22 protein-coding genes are annotated in these 16,026 nt (G+C 59.6%); 7 read left to right on the top strand and 15 right to left on the bottom strand.

Features of this window, described 5'->3' with window-relative positions; translation table 11 throughout:
• Nucleotides 1-122: 122 nt before the first annotated feature.
• Nucleotides 123-1,106 (bottom strand): 4-hydroxybenzoate octaprenyltransferase, encoded by a 984-nt coding sequence (gene ubiA / locus AC0L2R_RS10600; RefSeq protein ID WP_473508954.1) that lies wholly within the window; start codon nucleotides 1,104-1,106, stop codon nucleotides 123-125.
• Nucleotides 1,107-1,268: 162 nt separating this feature from the next.
• Here ubiA and purD point away from each other — a divergent pair, with 162 nt between their 5' ends.
• Nucleotides 1,269-2,546 (top strand): phosphoribosylamine--glycine ligase, encoded by a 1,278-nt coding sequence (gene purD / locus AC0L2R_RS10595; protein ID WP_473508750.1) that lies wholly within the window; start codon nucleotides 1,269-1,271, stop codon nucleotides 2,544-2,546.
• Between the two features lie 22 nt (nucleotides 2,547-2,568).
• Here the strand turns inward: purD and AC0L2R_RS10590 are convergent, their stop codons facing one another.
• Together AC0L2R_RS10590 and AC0L2R_RS10585 are read right to left on the bottom strand one after the other, a co-directional pair.
• Nucleotides 2,569-3,672: a glycoside hydrolase family 25 protein gene (locus AC0L2R_RS10590; protein WP_473508952.1), complete on the bottom strand. Its 1,104-nt coding sequence runs from the start codon at nucleotides 3,670-3,672 to the stop codon at nucleotides 2,569-2,571.
• 175 nt (nucleotides 3,673-3,847) lie between these two features.
• Nucleotides 3,848-4,078, bottom strand: a complete 231-nt coding sequence (locus AC0L2R_RS10585; protein ID WP_473508749.1) for a hypothetical protein — start codon at nucleotides 4,076-4,078, stop codon at nucleotides 3,848-3,850.
• A 247-nt stretch (nucleotides 4,079-4,325) separates the two neighbouring features.
• Here AC0L2R_RS10585 and AC0L2R_RS10580 point away from each other — a divergent pair, with 247 nt between their 5' ends.
• Nucleotides 4,326-5,651 (top strand): tyrosine-type recombinase/integrase, encoded by a 1,326-nt coding sequence (locus AC0L2R_RS10580; protein WP_473508748.1) that lies wholly within the window; start codon nucleotides 4,326-4,328, stop codon nucleotides 5,649-5,651.
• Nucleotides 5,651-5,938 carry a hypothetical protein gene (locus tag AC0L2R_RS10575; RefSeq protein ID WP_473508747.1) on the top strand — a complete coding sequence of 96 codons (288 nt, stop codon included), beginning with the start codon at nucleotides 5,651-5,653 and terminating at the stop codon, nucleotides 5,936-5,938. Before AC0L2R_RS10580 ends, AC0L2R_RS10575 begins: the two co-directional genes overlap by 1 nt.
• A 23-nt stretch (nucleotides 5,939-5,961) precedes the next feature.
• Here the strand turns inward: AC0L2R_RS10575 and AC0L2R_RS10570 are convergent, their stop codons facing one another.
• From AC0L2R_RS10570 to AC0L2R_RS10560, 3 genes are all read right to left on the bottom strand, one after another.
• Nucleotides 5,962-6,216: a hypothetical protein gene (locus tag AC0L2R_RS10570; RefSeq protein WP_473508746.1), complete on the bottom strand. Its 255-nt coding sequence runs from the start codon at nucleotides 6,214-6,216 to the stop codon at nucleotides 5,962-5,964.
• Between the two features lie 500 nt (nucleotides 6,217-6,716).
• The gene (locus AC0L2R_RS10565; protein WP_473508745.1) at nucleotides 6,717-8,459 is read right to left on the bottom strand and encodes a VapE domain-containing protein; all 1,743 of its coding nucleotides are present in this window, start codon (nucleotides 8,457-8,459) and stop codon (nucleotides 6,717-6,719) included.
• A gap of 174 nt (nucleotides 8,460-8,633) precedes the next feature.
• A complete protein-coding gene (locus AC0L2R_RS10560) occupies nucleotides 8,634-8,981 on the bottom strand; it encodes a hypothetical protein (protein ID WP_473508744.1) in 348 nt (115 codons plus the stop codon).
• A gap of 207 nt (nucleotides 8,982-9,188) precedes the next feature.
• Between AC0L2R_RS10560 and AC0L2R_RS10555 the strand changes: the two genes are divergently transcribed.
• From AC0L2R_RS10555 to AC0L2R_RS10540, 4 genes are all read left to right on the top strand, one after another.
• Nucleotides 9,189-9,608, top strand: coding sequence for a hypothetical protein (locus AC0L2R_RS10555; RefSeq protein WP_473508743.1), 420 nt, complete (start codon nucleotides 9,189-9,191; stop codon nucleotides 9,606-9,608).
• Nucleotides 9,605-10,357 (top strand): hypothetical protein, encoded by a 753-nt coding sequence (locus AC0L2R_RS10550; RefSeq protein WP_473508742.1) that lies wholly within the window; start codon nucleotides 9,605-9,607, stop codon nucleotides 10,355-10,357. Before AC0L2R_RS10555 ends, AC0L2R_RS10550 begins: the two co-directional genes overlap by 4 nt.
• 3 nt (nucleotides 10,358-10,360) lie before the next feature.
• Complete coding sequence (locus AC0L2R_RS10545) at nucleotides 10,361-11,380, top strand: bifunctional DNA primase/polymerase (protein WP_473508741.1); 1,020 nt, start codon at nucleotides 10,361-10,363, stop codon at nucleotides 11,378-11,380.
• Between the two features lie 93 nt (nucleotides 11,381-11,473).
• Nucleotides 11,474-11,776, top strand: coding sequence for a hypothetical protein (locus tag AC0L2R_RS10540; RefSeq protein WP_473508740.1), 303 nt, complete (start codon nucleotides 11,474-11,476; stop codon nucleotides 11,774-11,776).
• Between the two features lie 667 nt (nucleotides 11,777-12,443).
• On the opposite strand, the gene AC0L2R_RS10535 is transcribed toward AC0L2R_RS10540, so the two are convergent.
• The 9 genes from AC0L2R_RS10535 to AC0L2R_RS10495 all read right to left on the bottom strand — a co-directional run bounded on the left by AC0L2R_RS10535 (nucleotide 12,444) and on the right by AC0L2R_RS10495 (nucleotide 16,017).
• Nucleotides 12,444-12,827, bottom strand: a complete 384-nt coding sequence (locus tag AC0L2R_RS10535) for a DUF5615 family PIN-like protein (RefSeq protein WP_473508739.1) — start codon at nucleotides 12,825-12,827, stop codon at nucleotides 12,444-12,446.
• Entirely contained in the window at nucleotides 12,824-13,462 is a 639-nt protein-coding gene (locus AC0L2R_RS10530) for a DUF433 domain-containing protein (RefSeq protein ID WP_473508738.1), read from the bottom strand. The genes AC0L2R_RS10535 and AC0L2R_RS10530 overlap by 4 nt, the downstream gene beginning before the upstream one ends.
• A gap of 307 nt (nucleotides 13,463-13,769) precedes the next feature.
• A complete protein-coding gene (locus AC0L2R_RS10525; protein ID WP_473508737.1) occupies nucleotides 13,770-13,928 on the bottom strand; it encodes a hypothetical protein in 159 nt (52 codons plus the stop codon).
• Nucleotides 13,929-14,079: 151 nt separating this feature from the next.
• On the bottom strand, nucleotides 14,080-14,292 hold the full coding sequence (locus AC0L2R_RS10520) for a hypothetical protein (protein WP_473508736.1): 213 nt from the start codon (nucleotides 14,290-14,292) through the stop codon (nucleotides 14,080-14,082).
• 64 nt (nucleotides 14,293-14,356) lie between these two features.
• The gene (locus AC0L2R_RS10515) at nucleotides 14,357-14,635 is read right to left on the bottom strand and encodes a hypothetical protein (RefSeq protein WP_473508735.1); all 279 of its coding nucleotides are present in this window, start codon (nucleotides 14,633-14,635) and stop codon (nucleotides 14,357-14,359) included.
• A complete protein-coding gene (locus AC0L2R_RS10510; protein WP_473508734.1) occupies nucleotides 14,632-15,177 on the bottom strand; it encodes a hypothetical protein in 546 nt (181 codons plus the stop codon). Before AC0L2R_RS10510 ends, AC0L2R_RS10515 begins: the two co-directional genes overlap by 4 nt.
• Nucleotides 15,177-15,344 (bottom strand): hypothetical protein, encoded by a 168-nt coding sequence (locus AC0L2R_RS10505; RefSeq protein ID WP_473508733.1) that lies wholly within the window; start codon nucleotides 15,342-15,344, stop codon nucleotides 15,177-15,179. The genes AC0L2R_RS10510 and AC0L2R_RS10505 overlap by 1 nt, the downstream gene beginning before the upstream one ends.
• A complete protein-coding gene (locus tag AC0L2R_RS10500; protein ID WP_473508732.1) occupies nucleotides 15,344-15,817 on the bottom strand; it encodes a hypothetical protein in 474 nt (157 codons plus the stop codon). Before AC0L2R_RS10500 ends, AC0L2R_RS10505 begins: the two co-directional genes overlap by 1 nt.
• A gap of 2 nt (nucleotides 15,818-15,819) precedes the next feature.
• Complete coding sequence (locus tag AC0L2R_RS10495) at nucleotides 15,820-16,017, bottom strand: hypothetical protein (protein WP_473508731.1); 198 nt, start codon at nucleotides 16,015-16,017, stop codon at nucleotides 15,820-15,822.
• Between the last annotated feature and the right edge of the window lie 9 nt (nucleotides 16,018-16,026).

Here is a 16,026-nt window from a genome sequence, read left to right as displayed (position 1 = left end):
GTCAGCCCGAGCCGAAAATGGTGGTTTCCGAGAACCGGAGCGGAGCGTACTTTTGTACGTGAGCACCGGAAGCGGAGGAAGCCGCCGTTTGCAGGCCGGGATCACCTGAATATCGACATACCCTAAACCAGCGGCTTCAGCGCCACCCATAGCGCACCGCCGATCAGGCCGAGGAAGACCAGCCAGCCGACCTGGTTGTTCGACCTGAACAGAAGCATGCACTGGTCGGGATCGTCGATGTCGAGCACGGTGATCTGACGCGCCATATGGGCGCCGGCGGCGACCAGCCCGGCCAGCGCCGGCACCGGCGCCTGCGCCGCCGCGAAGGCGACGGCGAAGCAGACCAGCGCTCCGCCATAAAACCCGACGAGCCAGGTCTTGGTGTTGTCGCCGAACAGGCGTGCGGTCGAGCGCACGCCGACGATGGCGTCGTCTTCCTTGTCCTGATGCGCATAGATCGTGTCGTAGCCGATTACCCACAGGATCGAGCCGATATAGAGCATGACGGCCGGGCCATCGAGATTGCCGAACTCGACCGCCCATCCCATCAGCGCACCCCAGGAAAAGGCAAGCCCGAGAACCAGTTGCGGCCAATTGGTGAATCGCTTCATGAACGGGTAGATGGCGACGACGGCGAGCGAGCAGATGCCGAGCAGGACGGCAAAGCTGTTGAACTGCAGAAGCACGGCGAGTCCAACCAGTGCCTGGATCAAGAGAAACGCCCAGGCCTGCCGGCGCGTGACCTTTCCCGCCGGCAGCGGCCGCGAGCGCGTGCGTTCCACCTGGTTGTCGATGTCTTGGTCGACCAGGTCGTTGTAGGTGCAGCCGGCGCCGCGCATGGCGACGGCGCCGATCAGGAACAGCACGAGATACCATGGCGCCGGCAGCAGCGAGAGCAAGGGATCAGCAGGGCGTGGATAGGCACTCGCGGCAAGGGCTGCCGACCACCAGCACGGCCACAGCAGCAACTGCCAGCCGATCGGCCGGTCCCACCGGGCAAGCTGCGCATGAGGCCACAGCCAGCGTGGCAGAATGCGGTAGACCCAGTGGCCGCTCGGCGCATCGGCGACGCGGCCCTGGGCTGCTTTCGACTGGATCGGTTCCATCGTGCTGAAGTGGCAGCAGCGGCGAACGCCGTCAAGCGTCAAGCGGGCCGAACCATTCCCCGTTCCCGTGTGGAATTGCGCTCAAAGTCTTCCAAATGTCTTGACCCATCGTACGGGGCGCAATAGCGCAGTCCTGATCGTGGAATGGCAAGGGACCTGGGCATGCGCGTATTGTTGATCGGCTCCGGCGGCCGCGAACATGCTTTGGCCTGGAAGATCGCGGCCTCGCCGCTGCTGACCAAGCTCTACGCGGCGCCCGGCAACCCCGGCATCGGCCGCGAAGCCGAACTGGTGACGCTCGACATTGCCGATCATGCGGCGGTGGCCCGGTTCTGCACGGAGAAAAAGATCGACCTCGTCGTGGTCGGGCCGGAAGGGCCGCTGGTCGCCGGCATTGCCGACGACCTTCGCGCTGAAAACATTCGCGTCTTCGGCCCGTCCAGGGCGGCGGCGCGGCTGGAAGGTTCTAAGGGTTTCACCAAGGATCTCTGTGCGAAATACGACATCCCGACCGCCGCATATGGCCGCTTCGGCGATCTGGCGTCGGCCAGGGCCTATGTCGAAAAGACGGGCGCGCCGATCGTCATCAAGGCCGACGGCCTCGCCGCCGGCAAGGGCGTTACCGTCGCCATGAATTTGGCCGAGGCGCTGGCAGCGCTCGATGCCTGTTTCGACGGGTCCTTCGGACAGGCCGGCGCGGAGGTGGTGGTCGAGGAGTTTCTCACCGGCGAGGAGGCGAGCTTCTTTTGCCTGTGCGACGGCGTTACCGCGCTGCCGTTCGGCACCGCGCAGGACCACAAGCGCCTCGGTGACGGCGACGTCGGTCCGAACACCGGCGGCATGGGAGCCTATTCGCCGGCCCCGGTGATGACCCCGGAGATGATCGACCGCACCATGCGCGAGATCATCGAGCCGACCATGCGCGGCATGGCCGAGCTTGGTGCGCCGTTTTCCGGCGTGCTGTTTGCCGGGCTGATGATATCAGGCGATGGGCCGAAGCTGATCGAATACAACACCCGTTTCGGCGATCCGGAATGCCAGGTGCTGATGATGCGGCTGAAGGACGATCTCCTGGTCCTGCTCAACGCTGCCGCCGACGGCCAGCTTGCACATACCTCAGTGCGCTGGCGCAACGAGGCCGCGCTCACCGTGGTGATGGCGGCAAGGGGTTACCCCGGCACGCCGGAAAAGGGCTCGGTCATCCGCGGCGTCGAACAGGCCGTGGGCGAAGGCGTCGAGATCTTTCATGCCGGCACCGCCATCGACAGCGGCGCGCTGGTCGCCAATGGCGGCCGTGTGCTCGGTGTCACGGCGACCGGCGGCACAGTCGGCGAGGCGCAGCAACGAGCCTACGCCGTGCTCGACCGGATCGATTGGCCGCAAGGTTTTTGCCGCCGCGACATCGGCTGGCAGGCCGTGGCCCGCGAGCAGGCGCGCTGACGTACAGGATTTAGCGGCAAGATTAGCGGGACAGGGCGCTACGATCCAACTCGGTCGACGCTGTGCTGACCGCATCGGTGGGCACGGCATCAACGGCCGATGCGGAGGGCTTTTCTTTTGGCAGCCACCCCAGATAATCGGCGATCCGGCGCGGAAGACGCAGCGCTATCTCTACGGCAGGCATTTGCAAGCTGCCGCGGAACTTGGCCCAGCCCGCGCTGAACATGGCGACCATTTCGGTGAAGCTCGGCGGCGGCGCCACGGTCGCATAGGTAAGGGTGACATTGCCGGCAAGGCCGGCCGCCCGCGAGAGAGGCAGCGGTATCGAGGCGAGGTAATCCGGCTGCGCGTCGATCAGGCCGCCGAACGGCCATTGCGCGCGCAACGTCGCGGCATCCATCGGTGCGACATTGACATCGATGTCGTTGGGCGTGCCTGCCACCCGATAGGGGCAGCGGAACCGCCCGCAATTGGCTTTTGCCGAAAACTGCCAGAGTGCGTAGCCTTGCCAGTTGCCCATCGGAAAATGCACGCCGATGTCGGGCTTGTAGCGCGCATACCAGAGCGGCAGCCGTGACAGCAGCCGATATTTGTACTTGTTGTCGGCGATGTGCTTGGCGGTCTTGCCGTTGGTGTAGAGCACCGGAAAACGGCCAATCCGCCGATGCACATGGCGCACGAACTCCTCTGCATCCTCGAGCGACATCCATTTCGTCGGGTCGTCATCCTCGATGTCGAGGGCGAGCAGGTCGTCCGGACCAGGTTTCGCGAAATTGATGAAATTATTGGCCTGTCCGACGGGGTTGCCGGGGCGGGCGAGATGGTAAGCGCCCCATTTCAGGCCGAGCGCCTTGGCCACCACCTTGCGCGTCTGGAACAGTTCCTGTGCCACCGCATGGCGCTTCCACAACGCCTTGCAGAGCCGCGTCGCGGTCTCGTCGCCGAAACAGAAATACGCTGGTGGCATCCCGTCGGACGCCTTGTTGATGAAGCCGACGATGCGCTTGTCGGTGGCAAGCTCGGTCCAATCGATGGGATTGTATTCGTAGGCGTCGATCACCAGCGCCCGGTCGGCATTCTTCCAGGGCGCGGAGAAGTCCGAGGCTTGTGCCGGCGCCAACGCCATTGCCATCGCGGTCGCGACGGCGAGGAGTCCTGGGCGGCGAAGAGGGTGCGCCGGCGGCTTCAAACAGCAGATCCTTGCTGGCCAAAGCCTGATCCTGAACCGCCATGGTTAAGGAAATACTTTCGGCGGCCCGCGGCGACCGCCGCAATCGTGCCGGGGATGGCTTTGCTGGTCATCAACGGAGGGCGAGCGGGTGGAACGGGTCGGGCGCCGGCGCTTGCGGCAGCGTCCCCTCAGCCTGGCGCTTGCGGTGATGGGCCAGCGAGCATTGCGGCGAACACAGGATGCCGCGATCCGACCAATAGGCGGCGCCGTCCTCGATCTTGCCCCGATGGTGCCAAAAACCTGCCGCTCGATAGGGCAGGCCGCATTCGGTGCAGCGATAGGCGTCAGGTCTGGCGAGCACGGGCGGTCCCCTCCGGTATTCTTGATCGGTCGCCGGTCGACTTGTCCGGCTTTTTGCCGATTTTAGCGTGAACAATTCCAATTGCAAAATCTGCGTGACAAAATTTGACGTTTACGTAAAAAATGTCCCCGCTTCGCATTCATGATTGCCGAGCGTTTTCGTGTGTTCACATGTGTTCAATCTAGACGCTTGAATCTATTGCATCTTTAGCGATGCCCGCCTATGTTGCGTTCACGTGTGTTCACACGTGCTCGGCAACGTGCAGTCGCATTTTGTGGGGTCAATTGTAGGGCGGCGAAAGGATTCACGAATGAGCAGAGGAATAAATCGTCTCACGGATCGCGAAGTTCGCGCATTCAAGGGGCCGGGCAGGATCGCCGACGGCGGCGGGCTGTATTGGAATGGGGCGACCTGGTCGTTCCTCTACACGTCTCCCGTGACGGGAAAACGTCGAGAAGCCGGGCTTGGTTCGGTCACATTGGCGCAAGCCAGAACGAAGGCTTCGGCGCATCGGGACACGCTGGCTGACGGGAATGATCCGATCGAGGCGACCCGATCGGCGAAGGCGGCCGGCGTCACGTTCAGCGAGTTGGCCGCCGAGACGTTGGTCGTGCTCAAGCCGCGTTGGCGTCATGTCGAGCGCGAGATCGTCAAATGGGATCGCGCCATCGAAGCGTGCCGCTCTATTGCATCGAGTGCGGTCAAGGACGTGTCGGTTGAGGACATCCGCTCCGTGCTGAAGCCGTTCGATGACCGCGTACCGCAAAAGCGTTTCGTGCTCAGCGTCATTCGCCGGGTGCTCGATGTCGCGGTCGCCAAGGAATTGCGAGGCGGCAACCCTGCCGTCGCCCGCATCATGGACAAGGTGACGCCGCTCGATCACAAGACCAAGCACAATGCGTCACTGCCTTATCAGGACGTTCCGGCCTTCGTCGCCGGATTACGCACCAAGGACACGGTTGCGGCTCGATGCCTGGAATTCATCATCCTGACCGGCGTCCGCAAGTCCGAAGCGACGCAAGCCACATGGGACGAGTTCGACATGGATGCATGTGTCTGGCACATTCCGGCATCACGAATGAAAGCCAAGCGCCCGCATGACGTTCCCTTGACCCCTCGCGCCATCGAAATTCTCCATGCACAATCGAACACACTTCGTCAGCAAAGGGGGTCGCGTCGCCCGGGTGATGTCGTGTCGCCCCTCGACCCTGCCGCGCGCCCACTGACGGGCTACGTGTTTCAAGGTACTGGGAAAGCCAAGCACGTCTCGGCGGCGTCTTTCCTGCACATGACGCCCGACGGCGTGACCGTCCACGGCTTCCGCTCGTCGCTGCGCGAGTACCTGGGCGACGAGACGGACGTGAGCTACGAGACGGCCGAGGAAACGATCTCGCATCGTGTCGGCGATCGCACAGCGTCAAGCTATCGCCGCGCCTCTGGCCTCGCTAAGCGCCTCGCCGCGCTGACCTATTGGCACGACTTCGTGACAGGCGCGCGGCCTCACGTTTCACAGCAAAACAGCAACCAGGCGGCAATTGCGCCGCAGATTCAACTCGTTAAGGAAGCATCGTAATGACTGCCCCCACAAAGCGTCCCACAAACACGGCGTCCGATGCCGCCACGCTCAACGCAAAACAGGCTGCGGCTCTACTCGGCGTCGGCCGCACTCGGTTCTGGCAACTGCGCAAACAATTCGCCCTGCAGCGCGTCGCTTGGTCGAGCGAGGGCAGGCCGCGCTATCTGCGTGAGGACGTGCTGACGATCCGGCACAAAGTCCCGCGCCAGGACGGCTTGATTGAAGGCTCTCCCGAATGGGTGGCCGAGATGCACCGGCTGGCGAGGGAAGCGGCGGGCCTGTGAGCGCGGTCGTTGGTTCGAGTGTGTCACCAATCAGCTGGCACATCTAGGTGCGCGACGATTGTGGCGGCCGCATTAATGAACGCCGCTAAGATGACCGAGTCACCTTTGGGCAGCTCCCGCATTGTTGTCTCGGCAAGCTTGTTATGCTCTTCCAGATGGTGGTGGGCGGCATATACCACCATCTGCATCTTCTTGCGGAATAGGTGGTTGGCACGATCGCGTTGATCTTCGCGCAGCTGCGCAGCAAGTACTGAGGGATCCGGGCTGTAGTCAGTCATTGGTGGTCTCCTTTCGAAACGGGTCACATTCGCGTTGGGGGCGTGTAATGGGAGACTGGTAGGTGGCCGTCCCTTTACCCTTACGCCATCGAATTCGAGTGTGTTGCAGCGGCATCCCGTTCGGCTCCGCGAGGCTGGCGGATCGATCGGGCCACACTCGCATTCGGTCCCTTTCAGGGGAAAGCGCGCCCTGTTGATCGCTGATCGGCTGTGCCTTTTCGAGCGATTTCGAGACGCTTTGATGCCGAAGCATCAAGATTTTCCCTGTGACCCCATTGTGACCCCCTTGTGACACCCTGAAAAACCCCGCAAGCCCTTGTTGTGATTGCTGTGATCGCTGTGACCCCGTAATTTTGTAAAGGGCATTAGGGGAGGGAGAAGGTGATTATATATCGGGGCCTTACGAAAGGTGCGTGTGACCCTGTGATCACGTCACACAGCGGTCACAGACGGGGTCACAGACGTGGTCACAGATACAATCTCGTTTTAAAACGCCAAAATTATGCATGATTGATAGTCCGATTGTTTTGCAGCCGCTTCGCAATTTCTTTTGCTTTTTCGTAGCTGACGCCGCTTTTAGGGCCGCGCCACCAACCAACCTGTGAAAGCACAGCGCCTTCGCCCGTTCTCGGACCCTCGGGCCAAACGGCCTTTTTCTCGAACCCGAGCGACCGCAAAATGCCGATCATGGTCGATGCATCTTTCTTGTCCATCGAACCGATCTGCGCATTCACCGCGTGCTGCAAGACGTGTGTCACATTGCGAATATAGGCCATGTCCTGAGTCCAAAGCTCGACAAGGGGCAACCAAGGATGCTGTTGCTGACGTTCGCCCGTTACCTCATTCATTATCTCCCAAAGGTCGGGCTCGTCACGGCCAATCCAATAAACGAACGATGGGTTCGTCTTGAAGATATGCACTGCCTCGGCGTAAAGCTGTGCGCGATCCTTTACCAAGGCATCCAGCGCGATCATCTCGGCGACGAAGGGCCAGAAACGACGAGCGCCGGTAGGATCGTTGATGTACTCAAGCTCGTTGTTCGTTGACGCCCACCCGTGCGAGCGTTTTATTTTGCTCGGCAGGCGCCCGTATGGTGGACGGTAATCGTCTTCGGTCGCGGTGATGAAATCCTTCTGCGTCCCGATGTCGGCCTTCGATACCGCGACGCCCTCGGCGAAATCCATCAGCATCTTGCCGCGCATTTTGAGCAGGTTGTCTTTGTCCGTGAACGAACCGGTGAAAGTGCCATAATAATGGTCGAACCCGAGCGCCCGCAGCATGGCGGTTTTGAAGACGCCTTGTTCGCCGTCGATGCAGAGCACGCTGTCGTGTTGGCATCCGGGGTGGTAGATGCGAAAGACGTTGCCGACAAGCCAACGTTTGCCGATCTCGCGATTGAACGTCGTATCCTCGGCACCACAATAATCAATGAGCCATGAGCCCAGACGCGGTTTCTTGTCCCATGTGAGCTTGTCGAAATAATCGCGGATAATGTTCTTCGGGTTATCGTGTGCGACCGCTGCAATGCATTTGAGCACCATTTCCTCAGATGTGATGCGCGGCATGCCGTTGTCTTGCAGGTGCATGGTGATTTTGGTAACGAGGTGATCGTTGATCACCGTCCATGCCCGAGACGGCTGGGACCCATCCTCAATCGCGGTGTTCTTCGTGAACATGCAATGGATTTCCTGCATGAATTCATCGAACCGGAACATGCCCTTGAGCTCGGGCAAGTTCTTCAACATCTTGTCTATATTGGTTTGAATGGCGAGGACCTCACCGAACATGCTTCGGTGAAGGGTTGCACGCCAATCGCCTGCGACGCGACGCTTGTTCCAATGATCCTTGACCGCTGCAGCCATAAGGCTGTCAAACACCATGACGCCGCAACCAGGAATCTTCTTGAGACCGATTTCCTGTCTAACAAATGCTATGGCGTCCTCGCCGGCCTCATTCTCAGCGAGCAACCTGCAAATGTCGGTTAGCTCGGTCGTCCTGGATTCTTTGTGCAGAGCTTCGACCAAGGTCGCGACGGCATCACCGGGGCTCTTCAATTCATCGCGTTCGGTATCTCTGCGCCGTTTATGCTCGGCTGCTGCTGCGGCCGCCCTACGGGCAGCAAAACAAGCATTAATCTCGACCGAAGTATACCCGTCCTTCATTAACCACGAGCGCAAAGCATCGTAGTTGGTTACATCGCGTTCCAGTGAGATATACTGTTGGATCTGTTCATCAATAGTCATGACGACACCTTGACGGCGACGAATTTATTGTATAGGGTCATGATCGTACCTTGAAGTGAGCCCCGCTTTTGTGACCTGACCAGTCGAGCGGGGCTTTTCTTTGCCGGTAATGGTGAAGCGGTTCCGGTTTTCGCGATCGGCTTGGTGCATGGATTGCAGGACACAGAGCCGCCCTTATGTGGCTGATACGGTGGCTGGCGCAATAGGTCGCGAAGCGCCGGTCGCCTTGCCGTCAATGATCTCCCATTCCTTGCCGGGGTAGCCCGGAGCCTCGACCCAGATCGCCGGCGGCTTTGGCACGCGCACAGCGCAGACAATAGGGGCGGTATCGATCGGCGCCACAGCGATCTCGTAGCCAGGTGCGAAGTACGCCAACAACCTGCTGAGCGTGCTGAAGTGCGGGGCAACCGTTTGGCCGCGCTTGAAGGCGTAAAGCATGTGGTACGTGACCCCGACCTCCGCCGCCAACTCCTTGAGGCAGTCACCGTCAACGTCAATGACGGCATCGCGGATGCGTTCCACGACTTCTTCCGCTCTCGCTTGAGCGATAAGTTTAGTCTTTTCAGGATCAATACAGTGTAGCATTAAACGTAACCTTTCACGTTACTGTGATTTATTTAAACAATGATAGGGAACCCCCCTTTCCCTTGTCAATTGCATTTGTTTTAATGTACGCAGTAAATCGCGCATTTCTCTTGCGCCGTTGTTGAAAAACCGAAAGGAAACACTATGGGTGAGGCCAAACGAAAGCGCGATGCAGCCGGCAGCAAACCAAAAATGCGAACATGGCAGGAGATGCTCGCTATTACGCCGCGACACCTTCAGTGGACGGCAAAAGTATTAAGCGAAAATTCTCCTGACTATTTTGCAGGTGTAACGTTAGGGCATTTGCTTGGTCTCAATCGCAAACACTTCCCGGGCATGCTGACTAAAGAACGCAGGCTCTCATTCTATTCGTTTTCTAACTGCCCTGATTTTGGGGTGGTTGTTGAACTCCTACCGGAAAAGTTTCTCATTTACCGACAGCAACGTTCTGAACTGACCCGTCACGAATATCTGGAGTATCCTCCGCTTCCAGAAAAAGAACTTGTGTGGATGCGAACTGAATTTGATGGCGTGTTTACATTCACTAAGGAAATGGTGCAGTGACCACGTTTCAGCAAAAGCACGCTTTCGCCAAAGCCTTGATCCTTCACCTGCGCAACAACCCGAACCGCTTAATAGCCAGGACCCCGCTTATTCGCGCAATCCGCGCAACCGCCCCATCTGGATCGAAAATGTTCCCGCGCTCGGTCGTCTGCACCCGAATGCTCAAGGGCATGCCGGCAATGCCGTTCACCGGCCTGCCGATCTCGCAATTCAATCACCCGGCGCGCTACGGCAACGGGCACATCCATTATTTCGGATGGCTCGGCGACATCACATTGCCTGACGCATCGCCGCCCGAACTGGCTGCGATCCTTGCCCGTGCCGAACAGGACAAGCGCATCGCACAGCAGGTCAGGGCGATGCCGCGCACCGCGACGCCAAACCGTTGGAGCGACATCGGCGTCCTTTGGGACGAGGCTCCGCGCGTCACCGATCCGACGTTGGTCGAGTTGCGAAACGCGCCCTTTGCGGCCGAGTGCTGCATGACAAGATCCGCCGTGCTTCAGGGCCGCCCGTGTAATCAATTCCTACGCGTCGACCGCGTGCTTCATCGCCTGTGGCGAAACGGCGAATGCATCAATCTCGCAGATGCCATTGATGCTGGAATCAGCCGCCATGACGCCCTTTGGGTCATTCAGAAATTGGCATATTACAGCACGGATGTCCGCGAGAAATACAGCGCTTGGCGCAAACACACTCGAACTAACGCCCTGTCAGGGTACCCTTACAACCATCAGATTCGAGTGTGACGCATGACCGATCTCGCAGCCCGACACCATGACATCGCCCGCACACTCGCGGCGAAGGGCATCTTCATCTTCCCGGTCGATGCCAACAAGAAACCGCCGAGCAATTTCGGCTGGCGAGACAGCGCGACCAACCTGCCCTTCATGGTGGATGCTTGGTGGGGACCAGGAGGCATCTACGAAGGCTGGCCGGTGGCGATCGATCTCGGCCGCTCCGGCTTGTTCGTTGTCGACTGCGATCGGCATCCAGGTCAGCCGGACGGGGTTACCGCGTTCGCCGACCTGCGAGGCACGAACCCTTGGCCACCTGAAGCCGTGCGCACGCCGCAGGATGGACGACACCTTTACTATCGGCAACGGCCAGGACAAATCTTGCGTAGCGCAGGAACGACCGTTGGTATCGATTTCAAGGGGTCAGGCGGCTACGTCGTGGCGCCGGGATGCACCATTGCACTCGGCATGTATTCCGGTGTCGCGCTGCATGATCTCGATCTCGTTCCCGAATGGCTGCATTCGCGCCTGTGGCAAAAGCAATGCGAACAGGATGCCGCTGCTGCAGCGCGAGCCGCGAATCCAGCGCCGTCCGCCGACACCGACGAACTGGCCGCGCTGATCGAAGCGATACCGAACCATGACCTGCCTTACGACGATTGGGTCGGCGTCGTCATGGCTCTCCACGACGCCACCAGCGGAGGCGCTGACGGTCTCGCCCTCGCGCACGAGTTCAGCAAGCGAAGCGCGAAGTACGACCCGGACAACCTCGACTACATTTGGCGCAAGCTCAAAGGCAAGGGTCGCACCATCGCCACGCTGCGAATGCTGGCCGCTCAGTCGAAAGGGATAGCGCATAACGTCCCACTCGTATCTTCCGGCGACAGGGTCCAGCAATGGCGCGAACTGGCGCTTGACATCATCTGCGCAGCCTTCCCAGACGCTGTCCGTGCCGTGCTGGCGGGATATGACGACGCGACCCTCTCCGCGACGCTCGAAAAGGTGCCGGCGAGCAAGCGGTCAAGACCGTGGTGAGCGTCACGCCGGCATCGCTTTACACCGACGCCGCTTGTGGTGTCATTGCAACCGCGGATTGCGTATAAAAAATCATCGAAACGGAGCACGCAAATGACCTTCAATCTCAATACCATTCGTACCGACGTCCGTTCGAAAGCCACCACCGACGGTGACATCTGCTGGGCATTCAATTCGCATCCAATGATCCGCGCTCGTGCACTGACCATCGGGGCGCGCGCCGACCTGCTCGTGAATGTGTTCAAAATCAAACGTTCCAACGCGCTGATCGAAACGCGTGGCTACTACCATTCGCGGGGCAATCGCCATGCCGCCAAACAAAACTTCGCGCATGACATCGCGGGCCGTGAGAACGGGGGCCGCGTTGCAACCGAAAGCGACGTGATCGACTTTTGATCGCCCCAACCTGCACACCTTGACGCCCCTGCTCGATGCGGGGGCGTTTTGCTGTGCGTCACCGCCCCCACACAGGCGAGGTGTGGGCGGGGCGAAGCGATTTGCGCGACGTGACATCACCCGACGCGAAACACGCTCACACCGCCCCTATTCGTTCGGCATGCTCGATCCAAAGGTTCGCCCCAGCCGGCGCTTTGGCTGACCTGGACGCGGAGGTTGGCGGCTGCACCTGCGATTTTGCCGGCGATGGCATCGGCCACCGGCTGCTAGGGCTGAGCGGATCATCTCGGCCGCCGAGACGCCACCGGACATGAAACCGCCTTGCGCCGATGTAGCGGCCGCCGCACCGCCCTCTTGACCGGCTGTGCTCGCCGCAGTACCGCCATCGCCGATAGCAGCCTTGATAATCGCCGGCGGTCGTGTCCATACCCTGCAGCATGCGCTCGATTGTGCCAGGACCGGCTGTATCGGGCGCCATGTCCGCGTCTTTGCGATCGCGGATCGCTTGCGCGGCAGCCTCGCCGATCCGCTTCAACTCAGCCGCGACGCTGTCCGTTTGCGGGCCTGCGATGTTAAGGTCGGCGTCTTTGCGCTTGCGCATGTCGGAATCAACGATGTTCTTTAGCTCAGCAAGGGCGCTTGAAGAAGCAGAGAGGACACTTTCTGACTATCGGTAACTCCGGATCGCGCCCTCGCCAATAACCACGAACACCCTGACACAGTTGGACCCGTCAATCTTTGTGTGTTCATGCTCTATCAAAGACAGCGCCACTTTAATGCGTTCTGTCGCCCTTGGTTTCGGACATTCGAAACGGAGGAGACCCATGGTCTTAAATTGTGCAGGAGTGATACCGTGGCCTTTGGCGAGGGTCTTCATATCCGCGTCGGCCGCAACAAGAATGGCGTTGCCCGACTGTGCTGCTGAACAAACGACGGCATCGGGAGTGCCCTTTGTCAGTCCGCTCTTATCGAAGAAAATTACCTCATGACCCCCGTCTTCTAGAACGCGACCCACAGAAACTGGAACCCCCTCATCCAGTAAAAACTTCATGCTGCGTGACGCTTGTCCTCAAAGGCTATCGCTGCCTCAACATCTTTTTCATCGAGGGACGGATATTCCAGTAGAATTTGCGGGACGGAATAACCTGCCTCGGCAAACTCCTTAATCGCAGAGACTGGGATTCTTGTCCCAGCAATCACTGCCTGATTGTGAACCACACCGCGCTTGCGTTCGATGTGCCCGAACTCATCATCATCACGCTTGTTGAGTTCGCGAATCCGTTCTCTCATTCCACCGACGACGACCCGGAGCGGGATCTGAAAAACTTCTTGCCCGGAACCTGCTTCAAATCGGGTGTCGTCGTCGCGTTCGATCACGACATTCTTGCCCCTCAAATAAAGCGTGCTTTCAACCCACATGGTCTCGCCGAGGTGCGCCAGATCGCGCTTGACCTCATAGAGGTGATCCATCGACACGCGGGTGTGGTTGCGAAGCTGATTAAGGACTTTTAGCGAAAGCAGGTCGTGAAAAGAGTATAGACGCGCGTAGGCCCCGCCGCCTGAAAGGCTGGGCGTGAAAAATCCTTTGCGGTCCCAAGCGCCAAGTTGCCGTCTGGATACACCGGTAAGACGCGCCGTCTGATCAATTGTGAACGCGGCGACGACATTTTCTGATTCGCTGCGCATCATTCGCTCCCGAAAACACACCGTAAACTTTGAACCTAAACGCGCAAGGTGTCATTTTGCCCAGTCTGAATAGTGGCAATTATCGCTTACCGAAGCGTTGAAAAGGCAATCAGAGGAATTTATTCTCTGATCCGTGCGTACGGTCGCGGGTGTCTGCGTTTTTGCCCGCGTACCAGACCACAGGGAACCCGTGATACGTTCGACACGTTTCGACGTGCAATGATGACCCCCGACACCGAACGTCCCTGCCGACTCATGCTTGCGAGATGACGTAGGGAATCATGAGCTCGGCGCAGCCGCCATGGGGTCATACGCCTTTCAATTTGGTGAAGTTTCGAAAATAGCGGCCGCTGGAATCGCTGACCTGAACTACTGGCGCGGGATGCTTACGCGACACGGGAGCGAGACGCTTCGTCTCAAAGCTCTTGAGGAGTTCCTGCTCCTCAAGACGCTCAAGATCATCCATCAGATGTCGAGATGTGCGGTTCATTGCGGCACCCGCATAACTACCAAGATCGAAACAACCCACAACGCCATAACCGCCGCAGCAAGGGCCATCACCGCGAGGAACGCTGGTATCGCAGTGCGCGACTTACGAGACGGGTCGCGGGCTCGGGTCATTGCGCTCGCCTCGACACAACTGGCATTAGCCCGAGCGCGATGCTTCGAAGCGCGAGATCGAAGGCCGCTTCTCCGTCTTCGTCATCGATCACGCCGGGGTAAGCCGCCCTGATTCTCGCCTTGATAAGATTGGTCAGGTCATCGATCGACTGCCGGATCATGGCGTCGTACTCGTCCAAGGTTGCAGATCGATCGCCGAGCATGATCATCGGCCTACCCTCGCACTCGATGGCGTCGCTGGACCCTGACAGGCCTTGAGTGCGAGGGTGTTCATCATCTTGCACCAACAACCGGGTGATCCACCATGCCGCTCATGCTGACGGTCGGCCGCCAAGGGTCAACCCACGTGCGGCCCTGACCGTCGCTGCCCATCTTGTGTCCGAGCCACACGTGCAACGCGGTGTTTGCTTCCTTCGGCAGGGCCTTGCCCGTTTCCAAGAATGCGGCGACGGCGGCGACATCTTCGCACTTGATCGTCTTTGCGAGCACGTCGGCAGGGTAGCCGGCGTCAGCGATGGCGACGTGAAGCATTGAGGTGCCCCGCCAGGTCATGACTTGTGGTTCCTCATCCCGAAGATGCCGCCGCCGCTCGGCTTCTCGTCCGGCAATGTTGGCATGTCGTCCGCGGCGACGACGTTTTTCGCGCCGATCGGTGGCGAACGCAAAAGCGGCGCATCGTCCTGCGGCTCAGGTACAGGGGCTGCGGCGCCGAGTGGGTTCTCATAGGTGCGTCCCGACACCGGCAGAGGAGGGTACACCGTGCTAAGCTTTTCCGTTTTCGGCGGTGCGAACCCGCGCCGAACCCATTTGTTGTCGATCCCGCGGAGAGAGTACTCGCCGAGAATAAAGCCGGTGATCTTGTCCAACTGTTCCTCATCGACCGAACCGCCTGCCATGAAGCGTTCCACGATCACCGGAGATATCCCGGTCGCTTCGACGCATTGCGGCACGCTGAAATTGGTCGCGTTCATCACGGCACGGATGCGGTCCTGGCCCTGACCGAGCTTCGATGCGCCAACATGGGTGTGGTCACTGCCGCTCGGGAATGATGCCGGCACGGTGTCGCTGCCGGTTCGGGTGTTGACGGGATACATTATTTGGATTCCTCGTTTGCTTTCGGTTTCGCTTGCGGATCGGCGATCACCACAGGATTTTGCTCGACCCACGGTGCGCCTTTGTATTCCGGGCCGGCCGCTTGAATTGTTGAGTCTGCTGGCCTGACAGGGTTGCGCGTTGAATTGGTTGCGAGATGAAGTTTCATCAGATTAGACCCTCGATGGCTCGGCGGATTAGGTCGGCCTTGGCTGTCAGCAGATCGATATGCGCGGCGTTCGCTTTCATCAGCGGCCGCAGGTCGATCGGTTCGGCGTAAGGTTCGCGTGTCAGCACGACCGCTTCGCTGTTGCAGGGATTATCGGTGATGCTCAATTCCCGAAGGATCGCGCCTGTCACCGACGAATATGCGTCTTTTCCGCGACCGATCGTGGCAAAAGATTCAACCGCGCAGCGGACGCTGAACGCCTTCACATCCCTGTGGCAATCGTCAACGAGCACGTCAGCGTGCAATCCTTGCGGTCGCCATTCGAGCGACAGGATGCGGCCTGCGGTACGCGTTTCGTCATGCGAGACATACAGCGGCGGCATGCTTTTTGGGATGACGATGCTGCGAAGCTGTATGGCACAGCCGTCGGCGTCAACAGCCGGGGTCGATGCCCATCCGCTGAGACGCCACATGATCAGCGACCGAACCGGATCGGCGCCATCGCATCGCGAGAATGCTTCGCCGCCGCCTTGCTGTCGAATTTTTCGGTGGGATCGTAAGTGTCGGCGCGGGCTCGGTCGAGGTCGCGCTGCATGAGCAGCGCATTCATCTTGATCAGGGAGCCGGAACAATCCGGACATCCGCAGCCGGGCTTGCATACGTATCTTTTCATCGCGGTCGT

It is taken from the genome of Mesorhizobium sp. WSM4820, from assembly GCF_055811075.1.
Note: the sequence above shows the minus strand (reverse complement) of the source record. Positions and strands in the feature narration are given on the sequence as shown.

Excerpts from the sequence above, each read along its gene's own strand:
- ubiA (WP_473508954.1), bottom strand. The coding sequence starts at position 1,106 with ATGGAACCGATCCAGTCGAAAGCAGCCCAGGGCCGCGTCGCCGATGCG.
- purD (WP_473508750.1), top strand. The coding sequence starts at position 1,269 with ATGCGCGTATTGTTGATCGGCTCCGGCGGCCGCGAACATGCTTTGGCC.
- AC0L2R_RS10590 (WP_473508952.1), bottom strand. The coding sequence starts at position 3,672 with ATGGCGTTGGCGCCGGCACAAGCCTCGGACTTCTCCGCGCCCTGGAAG.
- AC0L2R_RS10575 (WP_473508747.1), top strand. The coding sequence starts at position 5,651 with ATGACTGCCCCCACAAAGCGTCCCACAAACACGGCGTCCGATGCCGCC.
- AC0L2R_RS10570 (WP_473508746.1), bottom strand. The coding sequence starts at position 6,216 with ATGACTGACTACAGCCCGGATCCCTCAGTACTTGCTGCGCAGCTGCGC.
- AC0L2R_RS10565 (WP_473508745.1), bottom strand. The coding sequence starts at position 8,459 with ATGACTATTGATGAACAGATCCAACAGTATATCTCACTGGAACGCGAT.
- AC0L2R_RS10555 (WP_473508743.1), top strand. The coding sequence starts at position 9,189 with ATGGGTGAGGCCAAACGAAAGCGCGATGCAGCCGGCAGCAAACCAAAA.
- AC0L2R_RS10545 (WP_473508741.1), top strand. The coding sequence starts at position 10,361 with ATGACCGATCTCGCAGCCCGACACCATGACATCGCCCGCACACTCGCG.
- AC0L2R_RS10540 (WP_473508740.1), top strand. The coding sequence starts at position 11,474 with ATGACCTTCAATCTCAATACCATTCGTACCGACGTCCGTTCGAAAGCC.
- AC0L2R_RS10535 (WP_473508739.1), bottom strand. The coding sequence starts at position 12,827 with ATGAAGTTTTTACTGGATGAGGGGGTTCCAGTTTCTGTGGGTCGCGTT.
- AC0L2R_RS10530 (WP_473508738.1), bottom strand. The coding sequence starts at position 13,462 with ATGCGCAGCGAATCAGAAAATGTCGTCGCCGCGTTCACAATTGATCAG.
- AC0L2R_RS10525 (WP_473508737.1), bottom strand. The coding sequence starts at position 13,928 with ATGGATGATCTTGAGCGTCTTGAGGAGCAGGAACTCCTCAAGAGCTTT.
- AC0L2R_RS10520 (WP_473508736.1), bottom strand. The coding sequence starts at position 14,292 with ATGATCATGCTCGGCGATCGATCTGCAACCTTGGACGAGTACGACGCC.
- AC0L2R_RS10515 (WP_473508735.1), bottom strand. The coding sequence starts at position 14,635 with ATGACCTGGCGGGGCACCTCAATGCTTCACGTCGCCATCGCTGACGCC.
- AC0L2R_RS10510 (WP_473508734.1), bottom strand. The coding sequence starts at position 15,177 with ATGTATCCCGTCAACACCCGAACCGGCAGCGACACCGTGCCGGCATCA.
- AC0L2R_RS10505 (WP_473508733.1), bottom strand. The coding sequence starts at position 15,344 with ATGAAACTTCATCTCGCAACCAATTCAACGCGCAACCCTGTCAGGCCA.
- AC0L2R_RS10500 (WP_473508732.1), bottom strand. The coding sequence starts at position 15,817 with ATGTGGCGTCTCAGCGGATGGGCATCGACCCCGGCTGTTGACGCCGAC.
- AC0L2R_RS10495 (WP_473508731.1), bottom strand. The coding sequence starts at position 16,017 with ATGAAAAGATACGTATGCAAGCCCGGCTGCGGATGTCCGGATTGTTCC.